Below are 14,865 nucleotides of genomic sequence, written 5' to 3' on the forward strand. Positions count from 1 at the left end.
AGTTGTTGGTGCTTGTGTTTTAGTATCTGACAATGGTAATACTAAAAACATTTCAACTTTTTCTCCGAGAAATCCACTTTAATTCCTTTTCAGAGGGAACATAGCATATGAAAAAAACAAGTATGGCATTAGCACTGTTAGTTGCTTTTGGAGTGACTGGTTGTGCGAATACTGATGTTTTCAGCGGTGATGTTTATAGTGCATCTCAAGCTAAAGAAGCTCGTTCAATTACTTATGGTACGATTGTTTCTGTGCGTCCTGTTAAAATCCAAGCTGATAATCAAGGCGTAGTTGGTACGCTTGGTGGCGGTGCTTTAGGTGGTATTGCAGGTAGTGCAATTGGCGGTGGTCGTGGTCAAGCTATTGCAGCAGTAGTTGGTGCGATTGGCGGTGCAGTAGCTGGAAGCAAAATCGAAGAAAAAATGAGTCAAGTAAACGGTGCTGAACTTGTAATTAAGAAAGATGATGGTCAAGAGATCGTTGTCGTTCAAAAGGCTGACAGCAGTTTTGTAGCTGGTCGCCGAGTTCGTATTGTTGGTGGTGGCTCAAACTTAAATGTTTCTGTGCTATAACTAATAGCGTTAACGCCTAATATATTATTAATCAGCGTCTTAATCAGTTAAGGCGCTGATTTTTTTATTATTAAAAATACAAAAAACAATTAATTAAAAATTTTACGTATATTCATAACATCTTAAAGATAAATTTAAAGAACTAAATCCTATAATAAATATGGAATTTAGTCCTTGATATAAAATTATAATTGTTTAAATCTTTTATATTAAATAAACAATTAACGCCATGCTTTAAATTGATTAATTAACCCATTGGTTGAACTGTCATGACTTGCTACTTTTTCAGAATCTGTTAATTCAGGAAGAATTCTGTTTGCAAGTTGTTTGCCTAGTTCTACACCCCATTGATCGAAGCTAAAGATATTAAAAATCACACCTTGTACGAAGATTTTATGTTCATACATAGCAATTAATGCCCCCAAGGTAAATGGCGTGATTTTTTGAACGAGAATCGAATTAGTTGGTTTATTACCCGTAAATACTTTAAATGGAACAATATTTTTTACATCATCTAAAGATTTCCCCGCTTTTACAAATTCAGCCTCGACTTCCTCTTTTGTTTTTCCGAATGCCAATGCTTCTGTTTGTGCAAAAAAGTTAGAAAGCAATTTATTGTGATGATCTGCCAATGGGTTGTGGCTTTGGGCCGGCGCGATAAAATCACAAGGAATTAAAGTGGTGCCTTGGTGAATTAATTGATAGAACGCATGTTGTCCATTTGTACCAGGTTCTCCCCAAATGATAGGGCCCGTTTGGTAATTGTTAATGACATTTCCATCACGATCCACATATTTACCATTTGATTCCATATTGCCTTGTTGGAAATAAGCCGCAAAGCGATGTAAATATTGATCATAAGGTAAGATCGCTTCTGTTTGTGCACCAAGGAAATTGGTATTCCATAAACCAACTAATGCTAAAGTAGTTGGAATATTTTTTTCAATTGGAGTAGAGCGGAAATGTTTATCCATTTCATGCGCGCCATTCAATAACTCTTCAAAGTTTTCAAAGCCAATTGATAGTGCAATTGAAAGACCAATAGCTGACCACAAAGAGTAACGACCGCCAACCCAATCCCAAAATTCAAACATGTTATTGGTATCAATACCAAATTTTTCTACATCTTTGGCATTGGTTGATAGAGCTGCAAAATGTTTTGCAACCGCACTTTCATCTTTCGCGGCTTTTAGTAACCAATCACGCGCACTTTGCGCATTTGTCATAGTTTCTTGAGTAGTAAACGTTTTAGATGCCACTAAGAAAAGAGTGGTTTCTGGATTGACTTTTTTTAAGGTTTCCGCAATATGTGTACCATCAACATTTGAAACAAAGTGCATATTTAGGTGATTTTTATATGGGCGAAGTGCTTCTGTTACCATATACGGACCTAAATCAGAGCCACCAATACCAATATTCACAATATCTGTAATCGCTTTTCCTGTATAGCCTTTCCATTCACCAGAAATAATACGCTGACAGAAATCTTTCATTTTAGCTAGCACAGCATTGACTTCAGGCATGACATCTTTACCATCTACAAGCACTGGAGTATTAGAGCGATTGCGTAGTGCGGTATGTAGTACAGCCCGATTTTCAGTACGATTGATTTTTTCACCGGTAAACATTGCTTCTTTTGCACTATCAAGAGCGCATTCTTGAGCAAGTTGACGAAGAAGTGAAAGGGTTGTTTGATTGATGTTATTTTTGGAAAAATCGATAAGAATTTGGTTATTGAATGTTAAAGAATAATCGTCAAAACGATTTTTTTCTTGTTTAAATAAATCTTGGATGGTGGTGTTTGACAATTCAGCTTTATGTGCTTCAAGAGATTTCCACGCATGGGTGTGAGTCGGGTTAATGTTTTTCATGGTATTTCCTTTCATTAAAAATAATCAAAATTTTAACCGCACTTTCTAGGATTTCTATTAGAGAGGGAGTGAATCCCTCTTTTTAGAAAATGCAGTGATTAACAGATTAATCAACATATTCAGTTATAACACGCGGTGTTAATTTTGTAATTAGCTCATAGCTTAAAATTCCTGTGAATTTAGCTACGGTTTCAATAGGTAATTCCTTACCCCATAGAATTACTTCATCACCTACCTGATCTTGACTATCAGGTCCTAAATCAACGGTTAACATATCCATTGAAACCCTTCCAACGATTGGCACGATACGACCATTCAAATAAACAGGCGTGCCTTCAGGAACATCGCGAGGATATCCATCTCCATAACCCATTGCGACTACGCCGATTTTGGTATCTCGTAGGCTTGTCCAAATACCGCCGTAACCTACAGGATCGCCTTGTTTATGATGGCGAACGGCAATCAATGATGAAGTTAAATTCATCACTGGCGTTAAACCAAATTCAGCACCGACGGTATCAGTTGGTGAAATGCCATACATAATAATACCTGGACGGATACATTCCAGATGAGATTCTGGCCAGAAAAGAATGCCGCCTGACGCTGCAATAGTACGTTCACCTTGTTTATCTTTTGTGGCGGATAAAAAGCGGTTGATTTGAAGTTGGGTATAATTGGATTCTAATTCATCAGCGCGGCTAAAATGGCTGACAAAGCCTAAGTGCGGTTGAATATATGGAAGTTTTTTAAGTTCATTATAGAAAAAATCGACTTCATCTAATGCAACACCTAAACGATGCATGCCTGTGTCTATTTTTAACCAAACTTTAATTGGGCTTGGTAAATTCGCACGTTTTAGTGCTTCCAATTGTTCACGATTATGTACGATAGTTTCGATATTATTGACCGCTAAGACGGGCAAATCCTGTTCATTGAAAAATCCTTCAAGCAATAAAATCGGTTTAGTAATACCATTGGAACGTAATGCCAAAGCCTCTTCTAAACGAGCCACGCCAAAGCAATCAACATTTTGTTCTAAAGTTGATGCAACAAACACAACACCGTGACCATAGGCGTTTGCTTTAACCACAGCAATAATTTTGCTATTTGGTGCTTTTTGTTTAATGATTTCTAAATTCTGTTTTAAGGCGTGCGAGCTAATTTTCGCTGTCGCCGGTTTTACATTCATTGTTATTCCTTAATAATCATCATGATATTCACGTTGTTCGGCGAGGTTGTCGAAGCGTGAGAATTGTCCATTAAATTTTAACCGCACTCGACCAATCGGGCCGTTACGCTGTTTACCGATAATAATTTCTGCAACACCTTTATCTTCTGAGTTATCGTTATAGACTTCATCTCGGTAAATAAACATAATCAAGTCTGCATCTTGTTCAATGGAGCCTGATTCACGTAAATCTGAGTTTACAGGGCGTTTGTCTGCACGTTGTTCTAAAGTACGATTTAACTGAGAAAGGGCAACTACTGGCACTTGTAATTCTTTAGCGAGCGCTTTGAGGGAGCGAGATATTTCTGCGATTTCTAGTGTTCGGTTATCTGAAAATGCGGGTGCGCGCATTAATTGCAAATAATCCACCATAATCATACTTAAGCCACCATTTTCACGATAAACTCGGCGTGCGCGAGAACGAATGTCGGTAGGCGTTAGGCCTGAAGAGTCATCAATATAAAGATTATTTTTTTGCTTGAACATTCCTACTACGCTGGCAATTTTGTTCCACTCAATTTCATCTAAATTTTGACCTGTTCGGATTTTGGTTTGATCAACGCGAGCAAGCGATGCGATCATACGCATCATAATTTGTTCTGCGGGCATTTCTAAACTAAATACTAAAACAGGTTTTTCACTTGCCATTGCCGCATTTTCGCAAAGGTTCATGGCGAAAGTGGTTTTACCCATTGACGGACGTGCCGCAACGATAATTAAGTCAGAAGGTTGTAAACCGGCCGTTTTTTTATCAAGATCAGTGAAACCTGTCGTAATGCCCGTTACGCCTGAATGATTTTCAAGTTTGCTCAAAATATCGATTTTTTCAATAGTACTTTCCAGCACATTGATTACATTTTGTGGACCTTCGCTAGAAGTCGTCCGTTTTTCTGCAATCGCAAACACTTCACGCTCAGCCTCATCAAGAATTAACTTGATGTCTTGCCCTTTGGGAGAATAGCTATTTTCAGCAATGCGATTTCCTACCGAAATAAGTTCTCGTAATATGGCTTTCTCGCGCACAATATCTGCATAAGCCAAAATATTAATCGCGTTCGGAGTATTATTGGAAAGTTCAGCCAGATAGGCAAATCCACCCACTTCATCGCTTACACCACGGCTTCTTAAGGCTTGATCTAGCGTAATTAAATCAATAGGCGATTGATTACGCATCAGATGTTCCATTTCTGTAAAAATCAGACGGTGCTGAAAAGTATAAAAGTCGTCAGCAATCACACGTTCAGCAATGCCATCCCAATGTTGATTGCTCAGCATGATGCCACCCAATACGGCTTGTTCAGCCTCAAGTGAGTGCGGTGGAATACTTATTTGTGCCGTTTTTTTGTCAGAAGATTTGATTTGAGGTTGTGATCCCATAGGACTTATTTTGATACTAGAATGGCGCCTATGATACCGCAAATATCTATTGGATTTAAGTGAAAAGTGCGGTGAAAAAAGGAAATAAAAAACGGTGGAAAAATCCACCGCTCTTTCAGTTGAACGTATTTAGATTGTTGATTATTCAACAATTAATGTACGACATACGTTGGTTTGTGTCGCACCTTGACCACCGTGAGTAACAAGCACTAAATCACCAGTAGATAAGTAACCTTTTTCTTTTAATGATTGAAGTGCTGCTTTTGCACTGGTTTCTGTGCGGCTATCTTCATTATGATAAACTGGGGTTACGCCACGGTATAGTGCACAAAGGTTTAAGGTTTCTTGATTGCGAGATAAAGCAAAGATCGGTAAGCCAGAGCTAATGCGTGACATTAATAATGGAGTACGGCCTGTGCTAGTTAAAGTGACAATCGCTGCAACACCTTTCATGTGGTTTGCTGCATACATTGCAGACATCGCAACAGATTCTTCAATAGTTTCAAATTCTTTATCCATACGGTGACGAGAAACGTTAATGCTTGGCATTTTTTCCGCCCCTAAACATACGCCAGCCATTGCCGCTACTGTTTCAGAAGGATATTGACCTGCAGCCGTTTCTGCAGAAAGCATAACCGCATCAGTACCATCTAATACTGCGTTTGCAACGTCCATTACTTCAGCACGAGTTGGCATTGGGTTGCTAATCATTGATTCCATCATTTGAGTCGCTGTAATTACAGCACGATTTAATTGACGTGAACGACGGATTAATTTTTTCTGTACGCCGACTAATTCAGGATCACCGATTTCTACACCTAAGTCACCACGTGCAACCATGATGACATCTGATGCTAAAATGATATCGTCCATTGCTTCATCATTAGCTACTGTTTCAGCACGCTCAACTTTAGCAACGATTTTTGCATTTAAACCAGCTTGTTGTGCAAGTTCACGCGCATAATTTAGGTCATCGCTTGAACGAGGGAAAGAAACAGCTAAGAAATCAACGCCAATGCGTGCAGCCGTAATAATGTCTGCTTTATCTTTTTCTGTTAATGCTTCTGCAGATAAACCGCCACCTAATTTGTTGATACCTTTATTATTTGATAATGGACCACCAACGGTGACTTCAGTGAAAACTTTTGCACCATCAGTTGATAATACTTTTAATTGAACACGGCCATCATCTAATAAAAGAATGTCGCCAGGAACAACATCTTGTGGAAGCGTTTTATAGTCTAAACCAACAGATTCTTGTGTACCTTCGCCTTTTGGTAATTCCGCATCAAGAATGAATTTATCACCAACACTTAAGAAAATTTTACCGTCTTTAAAAGTAGAAACACGAATTTTAGGACCTTGTAAATCACCTAAGATTGCCACGGTTTTTCCTAATTTTTTTGCGATAGAACGTACACGTTCAGCACGTCCGATATGATCATCAGGTGTACCGTGAGAGAAGTTCATACGAACTACGTTAGCGCCCGCTGCGATAATTTTTTCAAGATTGTTATCACGGTCAGTTGATGGGCCCATAGTACATACAATCTTCGTTCTTCTTAGTCTTCTAGACATTATTTACTCCGTCAATAATTACAAAATTTTAAAGATACTATTTTTACTTGGCTATATATTAGCCAGATGAAAAATCGGTGCGCATTATACGCTTAAAAATTTTGGAAATCAAAAACAGCCCTGTTATTTAAGGCAATACTGTTTACTTTTTTGCCAGTTATATCGGGTTTTAAGAAAAATACTTGTTTTCAGATTAAAAATATCTATAATTCGAAGTGATTTATATAGTGCAACTATAGCTCAGTTGGTTAGAGCACCACCTTGACATGGTGGGGGTCACTGGTTCGAGTCCAGCTAGTTGCACCAACTAACCCTTTCATAACCCCGCGAAACTAATCGCGGGGTTTTGTTTTATCTAGGTTTTATGAGTGGTATAAGAGAACAATAAATTGTTTCTATATCAAAACGGCTAAAAACATTTCTATTTTTAGCCGCACTTTTTAATTTTCTTCTTTGTTTTCTTTAAATAAGCCTGATGCGCCCTCAGAATAATCTCTTGGTTGTTCATTTTGAGATTTATCTGTTGCAGTAATTAACTGTTGGGTGAATAAACCTTTGTGATCTTTTTCGCCCAGTAAATTATTCGAGGAGGTTGCGTAGTGGCGATAAAGTTTTTGATAATCGTTAATTAAGGTTTTGAATAATTCAGCACTTTCTGCAAAATGTTTTTCGATTTGCGCTTTTTGTGTATCAAGTTGGTTTTTGACTGTTTTTAATTCAGCTTCTGTTTTAGCTTGATGTTTTACGGAGCCTTTGGTTAAACGCATAATAATGTAACCAATAAATAATCCAACAATAAAAGCGATACCAATCGCTACCCAAATTTCATTTGTCCAATTTTCCATAATATTCTCCTGTTTATTCGGATTAAAAAACTAACAAGTTGCAATAATAACAATTTCAACTTTCCAACGAGGATCCGCTAATTTAGCTTCGACTGTCGCTCGACTTGGTGGACTAACATGATCGACCCATTCATCCCAAGCTTGATTTAATTGTGCATAATCTTGCATGTCAGCCAAGAAAATTTGCGCGGTTAAAATGTTGCTTTTATTGGAGCCAATTTCTGCTAACAATTTATCAATTAAACCTAATACTTCTTTGGTTTGTTCGTAGGCATTTTGCTCGATGGTTAGCTCTGGAACTTGCCCTGCAAAATAGGCGAGGTTGTTATGAATTGAAACTTCACTTAAACGTGCACTGGGTAAAATGCGTTGAATTGTCATGGGATTCTCCTTTGGGGTGTTTTCTTCTATTCTAAATAGCGTTTACCACTTTGTAAAATGCTCTTTACTAGGCTAGAATACCCGATAATTATTCTCAATTATTTAATCATTATGAAACTGCTTATCTCTAATCAGCATGGCGCTATTGTTATGGCATTGGTGCCTTTTATTTACGGCATGTTACTTGCTAATTCTGTCTGGGCGCACGTATTTTTATTATTAGGATGGTTTTCGCTTTATTTGATGACTTATCCTTTTTTGAATTTGTTTAAAGGTAAAAATCTTGAGTTATACAAAAAATGGTCTGTGATTTATTTTGCTGCCGCTGTGATTTTTGCGCTTCCTGCGTTAATTTATAATTGGCAAGTGCTGTATTTTATGTTTGCCATGCTGCCGTTTGTTGCGGTAAACATTTATTTCACCAAGAAAAAAGATGAGCGTAACTTATGGAATGACTTGGCGGGGATCTTAATTTTTGCTCTAGCTGGAATGGGATCGTATTACTTTTCTGACCGCACTTTTGATGAAAAAATACTTTGGGTAGCGATTTATCCAACATTATTTTTTATTGGAACAACACTTTACGTGAAATCCATGATGCGTGAGCGAAAAAATCCACGTTATTTTTGGGCGTCAGTGATTTTTCACTTATTATGTGTGCTGATTTTTGTGGTTTCGCAACAATTTATTTTAGCATTAGCTTTTGTTCCCGGATTAGTGCGAGCGGTTTATCTGCCCACTAAAAAGCTTTCTGTTATGCAAGTTGGACTAACCGAATTTGCGATTACAGCCGTGTTTTTTATTTTACTTTTAATAGCAACCTTATAAATGAAACTGAAGTTATTTTTTCATACAGTATTACTTTTTTGTAGTTTGCCTATTTGGGCGATGAAAACCGTTGATGTTACAGCAAGTTCGAAAATGGATGATCAAGCAAGAATGAATTTGGCACAAGAGTTTGCCAATAAACAACAATGGATCTCAGTTTTCGATATTATGTATCCGATGGCGTTAGAAGGAAACATAACCGCTCAAAGCAATCTAGGCATGTTATATAACCTTGGGCGTGGCACGGTGAGAGACTACGAAAAGGCTTATTGGTGGTTTAGCGAAGCGGCAGAGAAGGGCAGCGTGAAAGGGCTAAATAACCTTGGTGTTATGTATCTGCGTGGCGATTACGTCAAACAAAATACAGAGCAAGCTATTAAGCTTTTTGAGCGTACAGCTCGAGCTAAAGATACGGATGCGATGATGATGTTAAGTAATATTTATCGCTCGCAAAACCAACCTGAAAAATCATTGGAATGGCTGAAGAAAGCTGCTGAATTAGGCAATAAGGAAGCAAAACAGCGTTTATCTAGTCAGCCATAATCTAAAAGTGCGGTTATTTTAATCGCACAAATTTCACGCCACTATGTTGCAATAGCAATTTCATTGGATCTTCATCATTCGAGACTGTTTTTTCACGTAATTCAATTAATTTCATCCGCAAATGAGCGAGTTCATGAATTCGTGTTGCCACTTCTTTAATATGTTTGTCTAACACACGATTAATTTCTTCTGCTTGCTGTTTTGAAGCATTTTCTAAATTCAGTAGGCTTTTTATTTCACTTAATGAAATATCTAAATTTCGGCAGTTACAAATAAATGATAAACGTTGCAAGTGTTCTTCATTATATTGCCGAAAATTGCCTGAAGTACGTTTTGGGGGCGGGATTAAACCTTGTTGTTCATAATAACGGATGGTTTCTACGGTACAGCCTAGGGCTTTAGCAAGTGCTCCAATTTTCATCAATTTCCTTAAAAAATGACTTGACTCTAAAGTTACTTCATATTTTATCATGCGTTCAGATTTTCTTAAACAAAAACAAACAAGGAGTATCCAAAATGGAATTAAAAAAAATCGCAGTGGGATTAACCGCACTTTTAGGTATGTCTGTTGCTAACGCGCACAATGTTTGGCTTGAACCAGCTTCAGCCCAAGGTGAATACGTGGTGAAATTTGGACATGAACAAACTGAAACCTATCCAGAATCTAAACTTAAATCTATCCAAGCCTTAAATGCGCAAGGAAAATTAACTGCAGTTGATTACCAATTCAGAAATGGCGAAGCCTATCTTATGCCTAAATCAGATTTAGTATTCGTTCATTTCGATAATGGTGTATGGTCAAAATTACCAAGCGGTAAATACGTTGAAAAAACAAAACGTGAAGAACCAACGGCAGAATTTAGTACAAATCCTGTTAAATTTGGTAAAGCGATTTTGAAATGGGATGCTGAATCTTTCAAATCTCATCAACAAGCTTACGAATTGATTCCTCAAGAAAAAGCACAAGCGAACAAACCACTTTCTATCCTTGTTTTACATAACGGTAAACCAGTTCAAGGCATTAAAGTGGGTGTAAGTGAAGATGCACCGTTCAATTTAACCAATGAAAAAGGTATCGCTCAATTTACGCCAACCAAAGGTTTCAACAAAGTATGGGCAGAGTTTGAGGAAAAAGTAACAAATAATGCGGATTACGATCGTCGCTCTGTAGAATATATGTTAACTTTTGATGCGCAATAATATGGATTTGGGATGAAGAAAATTGTTTTTTTAACCGCACTTTTTGCGGCTTGTTATCTCCCGAATGCTTATGCCCACGCGCTTTATGTGTTTGCCCAATATGATGGGCAAACACTATCTGGCAAATCCTATTATTCTGATATGACCCCGGCAGCTGAAACTTATTTAGAAGTTTTCCGCTCAGGAGTTGCTGATCCCGTTTTAACTGGAAAGACTGACCGTCAAGGCGCATTTAAGCTTTCTATTGCTGATGTGCCACATACAACCTTAAAAGTTGTAGTGGAAGGCGATGAAGGACACCGTGCGTCAGTGGTTGCCGCTCATACATCTGCCGAAAATCAAAGCGGTGCAGATTTAATGCTGCTTCGTGAAGATATTGCGCATTTAAAAGATAAAATTTATTTGCATGATATTTTAGGTGGAATCGGTTATATCGTTGGTATTGCTGGACTTATTGCTTTACGTAATGCGCGTAAAATTAAACAAGGACGTATTTAATGCATTTATCTGAAGGCGTGTTACATACGCCTATTTTATTAGCTGGCGCAGTGCTTGCTGTTGCGGGCATTGCCGTGGGGTTACGTCGTTTAGAATCAGAACGTTTACCGCTCACCGCACTTTTTGCAGCTGCATTTTTTGTGGCAGGAACCATTCATGTGCCCGTAGGAATTGGTAGCGTGCATTTAATTTTAAATGGCATGGCTGGTTTATTTCTTGGGTGGGCTGTTTTTCCTGCATTCCTCATCGCACTTTTATTGCAAGTTATTTTCTTTTCTTTTGGCGGATTTGCAGTATTGGGAGTTAATCTCTGCGTGATGGCAACGCCTGCGGTGATCGCTCATTATCTTTTCCGTTCTCGTTTACAACCACACATGGCTTTAAAAGATCGCTTATTAGTCGGTATTGGTTCTGGCGTAATTGGCGTTGGCGGGGCAGGCGCGCTTGCTTCTTTTGTGCTGATGTTAGATGGTGGTAAAAGTTATCTGAATCTTGTTTGGCTCTTGCTAGTCTCTCATATTCCGGTATTTATTTTGGATAGTATTATCAGCGTAGGGGTAATTACCTTGCTTGGTAAAATGTATCCTGAAGTCATGAATCGTACCGAGAATGTCTCTTAATGAAAATTCACCGCTTATTTCAACCGCACTTTAGGTTGATTTATCTATTTATCTGGGGGCTAATCATTAGTGGATTGAGTGATCTCACTTGGCTTATCCCCCTTAATGCGCTTGCAGTTTCTCTCTTTTTTATTTCACTGCAGTTCAGTCAAAGATCTTTTTTGCCCTATCTTAAACGTTGGTTTGCTTTAATCATTTTTATTGCTTTAATGTGGGCGACATTAAGTTGGAAAATTGGAGAAAATGGCATTGAACTCAATTTTCAAGGCATAGAATTAGCAGAAAAGTTAAGTTTACGGACTCATTTATTGCTGATTTCGCTTTGGCTTTTTTTGTGGAATATTAATGATGCGGTGTTTGTTCAAGCCATTGGTAAATTGCCTTTGCCAGAAAAATTAATTCAACTTTTTGTGCTGACCGTACGTTACATTGCACTGCTTGGCGAATTGCGTCAAAAAATGGATATTGCCATGCGCGCTCGTGGATTTCGTCCTGGACTTAATCACCGAACCCTTTATGTGACGGCTCAAAGTGTCGCTTTATTATTGATTCATGCCCTATTGAAAGCCGAAACGGCGCAAATGGCTTTAAAATGTCGTGGTTTTCAGTTTGGCAAAAAGAGAGAAAAATAACATGTTAGCTGTAAATAATCTTTATATAGAACGCAATGGTAGAATGATTATTCAAGATTTGAGTTTTACCTTAGAAGGACAAAAACGTCTTTTTGTACAAGGGGAGATAGGTTCTGGAAAAACGACATTACTTCTAGCTTTGTTGGGATTTGTTCCTGTAACCAAAGGGGAAATTAAACTATTTGGCCAAGTTTGTCGTGAAGAAAAAGATTTTGCACCGTTTCGTGGCACGATTGGTATTTGTTTTCAGAATGCCGATGATCAACTTTTTGGCCCAACAGTGTTGGATGATATTGCCTTTGGTCCATTAAATCAAAATGTGCCCAAAGAGCAGGCGTATCATATTGCAGAGCAGCAGTTAGAACGTCTTGGTATCACACGTTTAAAAGATCGTATGGTACATACCTTATCTGGCGGTGAGAAAAATTTCACAGCACTTGCAGGTGTCTTAGCGATGCAGCCAAAAATTTTATTATTAGATGAACCCACCAATGGATTAGATCGAAAAAATACTGAAAAATTGACCGCACTTTTACGTGAACTTTCCTTACCCATTTTGATTTCATCCCATCATCATGGATTTATTAACGAATTAGCCACAGAAATTATCAGTTTATGATCTTCATCAAAAAGCCGAATTTTGATTGTGCTATGCTTGTTGCAAATTTATTGACAAAGCTCAGGGCTTTGAGTTTTTTAGACCTTATTTCTATGGAAAGTCAGTTTGAAACCTCAGCCCAAATAAGCACATTAAAACGGAGGATTTATGTGTACAACCTGTGGCTGCGGACATCCAGAGCAAGTCCGTATTGGTGAATTGCCTCATACTCATGATGATCAAGGAAGTCATCAATCAGGTACGCCAAACTTTTCACATTCAACATTTCATTTCAATAAACCAGTCGATGCAGACGATACTCAAAAACGTTTGTTAAAAATTGAACAAGATGTTCTCGGAAAAAATAATCAACTAGCGGATCACAACCGAGCATTCTTTGCTAAACAACATATTTTAGCCTTAAATCTTGTATCGAGTCCGGGTTCAGGCAAAACCACCCTTTTAACGACGACGCTAAATGCCCTCAAGAATGACCGCACTTGTTATGTAATCGAAGGTGATCAACAGACTGAAAATGATGCAGATCGTATTCGTGCGACTGGCGTACCAGCTATTCAAGTAAATACAGGCAAAGGCTGCCACTTAGATGCGCAAATGATTAGCGAAGCTATGGTGAAATTAAGACCACAAGCTGACAGCATTATGTTTATCGAAAATGTGGGAAATCTAGTTTGTCCATCTGAATTTGATCTTGGTGAAAAAGCGAAAGTAGTGATTTTATCGGTGACAGAAGGCGAAGATAAACCGCTTAAATACCCACATATGTTTGCCGCATCAAGTTTGATGATTTTAAATAAAGTGGATTTATTACCTTATTTGAAATTTGATGTAGAACAATGCATTGCCAATGCAAAACGAGTGAATCCGAATATTGAAGTGATTCAACTTTCCGCTACCACTGAACAAGGTCTCAGTGAGTGGTTAAATTGGCTAGAACAGCAACGTAAACAAGGATAATCAATGCGATTTGTTGATGAATTTCGCGATCCTGAACTTGCCCGTAGTTTAGTGGCGCAACTTGAAAAATTGATGGAAAAAATGCCGCACTTTACGGCGCAGAATCCATTGTATTTAATGGAAGTGTGTGGCGGGCATACCCATACGATTTTTAAATTTGGATTGGATCGGCTATTGCCAAAAAGTATCGAATTTATTCATGGCCCAGGTTGTCCTGTCTGTGTGCTTCCTATGGGGCGTATTGATGTTTGTATTGAAATTGCGCTGAAACCTGATGTCATTTTTTGTACCTTTGGTGATGCAATGCGAGTGAAAGGTCGCCAAGGTTCACTTTTGGAAGCAAAAGCGAAAGGCGCAGATGTTCGCATTGTGTATTCACCTTTGGATGCATTGAATATTGCACAAAATAATCCGAATAAAAAAGTCGTCTTTTTTTCCTTAGGATTTGAAACGACGATGCCGAGCGCAGCAGTGACGCTTCAACAAGCCAAAAAACTAGGATCAAAAAATTTCTGGATTGTTTGCCAAAACATCACGATTATTCCAACGTTACATAGCTTGCTGGCACAAGATCAAGTCAAAATTGATGGTTTTCTTGCGCCAGGGCATGTGAGTATGGTGATTGGTTCATCGCCTTATCAAGGGATTGTCGATAAATATCACAAACCTTTTGTGATTACCGGTTTTGAACCTTTAGATATTTTGCAGGCGATTGTGATGTTAGTGCAGCAATTTGTTGATGGTCGTTGTGAAATCGAAAATCAATATAAACGCATTGTTGATGATCACGGAAATGCTTTAGCCCAACGTTCAATGCAAGAAGTATTCCAGCTTAAAGCAAGCAGTGAATGGCGTGGCCTGGGGGAAATTGAACAATCAGGCGTGGAATTGACGGAGGCTTATCGTGAATTTGATGCCGAAATTTATTTCCAAAGCCAAGCGCAACAGGTGGCGGATGATCCTAATTCTCGTTGTGGCGATGTCTTGACTGGGCGTTGTAAACCATCTGATTGCCCATTATTTGGCACAGGTTGTAATCCTGATAATGCTTATGGCGCATTAATGGTTTCTTCCGAAGGAGCATGTGCAGCCTATTATCAATATCGGAGAGAATAA

At 38.3% G+C, this 14,865-nt stretch carries 17 protein-coding genes, 1 tRNA gene and 1 pseudogene; 12 read left to right on the forward strand and 7 right to left on the reverse strand.

Annotated elements, in window-relative coordinates; translation table 11 throughout:
* Window positions 1-82 (forward strand): annotated as a pseudogene (locus AAX15_RS09300) (glucose-6-phosphate isomerase); the annotation flags it as partial.
* A gap of 25 nt (window positions 83-107) precedes the next feature.
* Complete coding sequence (locus AAX15_RS04595; RefSeq protein ID WP_046939334.1) at window positions 108-572, forward strand: outer membrane lipoprotein; 465 nt, start codon at window positions 108-110, stop codon at window positions 570-572.
* Between the two features lie 221 nt (window positions 573-793).
* Here the strand turns inward: AAX15_RS04595 and pgi are convergent, their stop codons facing one another.
* The 4 genes from pgi to pyk all read right to left on the reverse strand — a co-directional run bounded on the left by pgi (window position 794) and on the right by pyk (window position 6,626).
* Window positions 794-2,443, reverse strand: coding sequence for a glucose-6-phosphate isomerase (pgi, locus tag AAX15_RS04600; protein ID WP_046939335.1), 1,650 nt, complete (start codon window positions 2,441-2,443; stop codon window positions 794-796).
* Between the two features lie 106 nt (window positions 2,444-2,549).
* Complete coding sequence (gene alr, locus AAX15_RS04605; protein ID WP_046939336.1) at window positions 2,550-3,632, reverse strand: alanine racemase; 1,083 nt, start codon at window positions 3,630-3,632, stop codon at window positions 2,550-2,552.
* 9 nt (window positions 3,633-3,641) lie between these two features.
* Complete coding sequence (locus AAX15_RS04610; protein WP_268988589.1) at window positions 3,642-5,057, reverse strand: replicative DNA helicase; 1,416 nt, start codon at window positions 5,055-5,057, stop codon at window positions 3,642-3,644.
* A 132-nt stretch (window positions 5,058-5,189) separates the two neighbouring features.
* Window positions 5,190-6,626, reverse strand: a complete 1,437-nt coding sequence (gene pyk, locus AAX15_RS04615) for a pyruvate kinase (RefSeq protein WP_046939338.1) — start codon at window positions 6,624-6,626, stop codon at window positions 5,190-5,192.
* 229 nt (window positions 6,627-6,855) lie between these two features.
* Between pyk and AAX15_RS04620 the strand changes: the two genes are divergently transcribed.
* Window positions 6,856-6,932 (forward strand) — tRNA-Val (locus AAX15_RS04620).
* 134 nt (window positions 6,933-7,066) lie between these two features.
* On the opposite strand, the gene AAX15_RS04625 is transcribed toward AAX15_RS04620, so the two are convergent.
* Together AAX15_RS04625 and AAX15_RS04630 are read right to left on the reverse strand one after the other, a co-directional pair.
* The gene (locus tag AAX15_RS04625) at window positions 7,067-7,471 is read right to left on the reverse strand and encodes a Z-ring associated ZapG family protein (protein ID WP_046939339.1); all 405 of its coding nucleotides are present in this window, start codon (window positions 7,469-7,471) and stop codon (window positions 7,067-7,069) included.
* 30 nt (window positions 7,472-7,501) lie between these two features.
* The gene (locus tag AAX15_RS04630) at window positions 7,502-7,852 is read right to left on the reverse strand and encodes a RidA family protein (RefSeq protein ID WP_005629055.1); all 351 of its coding nucleotides are present in this window, start codon (window positions 7,850-7,852) and stop codon (window positions 7,502-7,504) included.
* Window positions 7,853-7,963: 111 nt separating this feature from the next.
* Here AAX15_RS04630 and AAX15_RS04635 point away from each other — a divergent pair, with 111 nt between their 5' ends.
* The gene (locus AAX15_RS04635) at window positions 7,964-8,680 is read left to right on the forward strand and encodes a YwiC-like family protein (RefSeq protein ID WP_046939340.1); all 717 of its coding nucleotides are present in this window, start codon (window positions 7,964-7,966) and stop codon (window positions 8,678-8,680) included.
* Window positions 8,681-9,223 (forward strand): tetratricopeptide repeat protein, encoded by a 543-nt coding sequence (locus AAX15_RS04640; protein ID WP_005638025.1) that lies wholly within the window; start codon window positions 8,681-8,683, stop codon window positions 9,221-9,223.
* 13 nt (window positions 9,224-9,236) lie between these two features.
* Here AAX15_RS04640 and AAX15_RS04645 read toward each other — a convergent pair whose 3' ends face one another.
* Window positions 9,237-9,644 (reverse strand): Cd(II)/Pb(II)-responsive transcriptional regulator, encoded by a 408-nt coding sequence (locus AAX15_RS04645; protein ID WP_005633867.1) that lies wholly within the window; start codon window positions 9,642-9,644, stop codon window positions 9,237-9,239.
* A 95-nt stretch (window positions 9,645-9,739) separates the two neighbouring features.
* Between AAX15_RS04645 and AAX15_RS04650 the strand changes: the two genes are divergently transcribed.
* The 7 genes from AAX15_RS04650 to hypD all read left to right on the forward strand — a co-directional run bounded on the left by AAX15_RS04650 (window position 9,740) and on the right by hypD (window position 14,865).
* Window positions 9,740-10,423: a DUF4198 domain-containing protein gene (locus tag AAX15_RS04650; protein ID WP_046939341.1), complete on the forward strand. Its 684-nt coding sequence runs from the start codon at window positions 9,740-9,742 to the stop codon at window positions 10,421-10,423.
* 12 nt (window positions 10,424-10,435) lie between these two features.
* A complete protein-coding gene (locus AAX15_RS04655) occupies window positions 10,436-10,921 on the forward strand; it encodes a hypothetical protein (protein WP_005642909.1) in 486 nt (161 codons plus the stop codon).
* The gene (gene cbiM / locus AAX15_RS04660; RefSeq protein WP_005638017.1) at window positions 10,921-11,541 is read left to right on the forward strand and encodes a cobalt transporter CbiM; all 621 of its coding nucleotides are present in this window, start codon (window positions 10,921-10,923) and stop codon (window positions 11,539-11,541) included. Before AAX15_RS04655 ends, cbiM begins: the two co-directional genes overlap by 1 nt.
* Window positions 11,541-12,173: an energy-coupling factor transporter transmembrane component T family protein gene (locus AAX15_RS04665; RefSeq protein WP_046939342.1), complete on the forward strand. Its 633-nt coding sequence runs from the start codon at window positions 11,541-11,543 to the stop codon at window positions 12,171-12,173. The genes cbiM and AAX15_RS04665 overlap by 1 nt, the downstream gene beginning before the upstream one ends.
* A gap of 1 nt (window position 12,174) precedes the next feature.
* Complete coding sequence (locus AAX15_RS04670; RefSeq protein ID WP_046939343.1) at window positions 12,175-12,792, forward strand: energy-coupling factor ABC transporter ATP-binding protein; 618 nt, start codon at window positions 12,175-12,177, stop codon at window positions 12,790-12,792.
* 147 nt (window positions 12,793-12,939) lie between these two features.
* The gene (hypB, locus tag AAX15_RS04675) at window positions 12,940-13,749 is read left to right on the forward strand and encodes a hydrogenase nickel incorporation protein HypB (RefSeq protein ID WP_005645020.1); all 810 of its coding nucleotides are present in this window, start codon (window positions 12,940-12,942) and stop codon (window positions 13,747-13,749) included.
* Window positions 13,750-13,752: 3 nt separating this feature from the next.
* Window positions 13,753-14,865: a hydrogenase formation protein HypD gene (hypD, locus tag AAX15_RS04680; protein WP_046939344.1), complete on the forward strand. Its 1,113-nt coding sequence runs from the start codon at window positions 13,753-13,755 to the stop codon at window positions 14,863-14,865.

The organism is Haemophilus haemolyticus, assembly GCF_001008275.1.
Taxonomy (GTDB): Bacteria; Pseudomonadota; Gammaproteobacteria; order Enterobacterales; family Pasteurellaceae; genus Haemophilus; species Haemophilus haemolyticus_P.

Coding starts and splice junctions, on each gene's coding strand:
- AAX15_RS04595 (WP_046939334.1), top strand. CDS start 108: ATGAAAAAAACAAGTATGGCATTAGCACTGTTAGTTGCTTTTGGAGTG.
- pgi (WP_046939335.1), bottom strand. CDS start 2,443: ATGAAAAACATTAACCCGACTCACACCCATGCGTGGAAATCTCTTGAA.
- alr (WP_046939336.1), bottom strand. CDS start 3,632: ATGAATGTAAAACCGGCGACAGCGAAAATTAGCTCGCACGCCTTAAAA.
- pyk (WP_046939338.1), bottom strand. CDS start 6,626: ATGTCTAGAAGACTAAGAAGAACGAAGATTGTATGTACTATGGGCCCA.
- AAX15_RS04625 (WP_046939339.1), bottom strand. CDS start 7,471: ATGGAAAATTGGACAAATGAAATTTGGGTAGCGATTGGTATCGCTTTT.
- AAX15_RS04630 (WP_005629055.1), bottom strand. CDS start 7,852: ATGACAATTCAACGCATTTTACCCAGTGCACGTTTAAGTGAAGTTTCA.
- AAX15_RS04635 (WP_046939340.1), top strand. CDS start 7,964: ATGAAACTGCTTATCTCTAATCAGCATGGCGCTATTGTTATGGCATTG.
- AAX15_RS04640 (WP_005638025.1), top strand. CDS start 8,681: ATGAAACTGAAGTTATTTTTTCATACAGTATTACTTTTTTGTAGTTTG.
- AAX15_RS04645 (WP_005633867.1), bottom strand. CDS start 9,644: ATGAAAATTGGAGCACTTGCTAAAGCCCTAGGCTGTACCGTAGAAACC.
- AAX15_RS04650 (WP_046939341.1), top strand. CDS start 9,740: ATGGAATTAAAAAAAATCGCAGTGGGATTAACCGCACTTTTAGGTATG.
- AAX15_RS04655 (WP_005642909.1), top strand. CDS start 10,436: ATGAAGAAAATTGTTTTTTTAACCGCACTTTTTGCGGCTTGTTATCTC.
- cbiM (WP_005638017.1), top strand. CDS start 10,921: ATGCATTTATCTGAAGGCGTGTTACATACGCCTATTTTATTAGCTGGC.
- AAX15_RS04665 (WP_046939342.1), top strand. CDS start 11,541: ATGAAAATTCACCGCTTATTTCAACCGCACTTTAGGTTGATTTATCTA.
- AAX15_RS04670 (WP_046939343.1), top strand. CDS start 12,175: ATGTTAGCTGTAAATAATCTTTATATAGAACGCAATGGTAGAATGATT.
- hypB (WP_005645020.1), top strand. CDS start 12,940: ATGTGTACAACCTGTGGCTGCGGACATCCAGAGCAAGTCCGTATTGGT.
- hypD (WP_046939344.1), top strand. CDS start 13,753: ATGCGATTTGTTGATGAATTTCGCGATCCTGAACTTGCCCGTAGTTTA.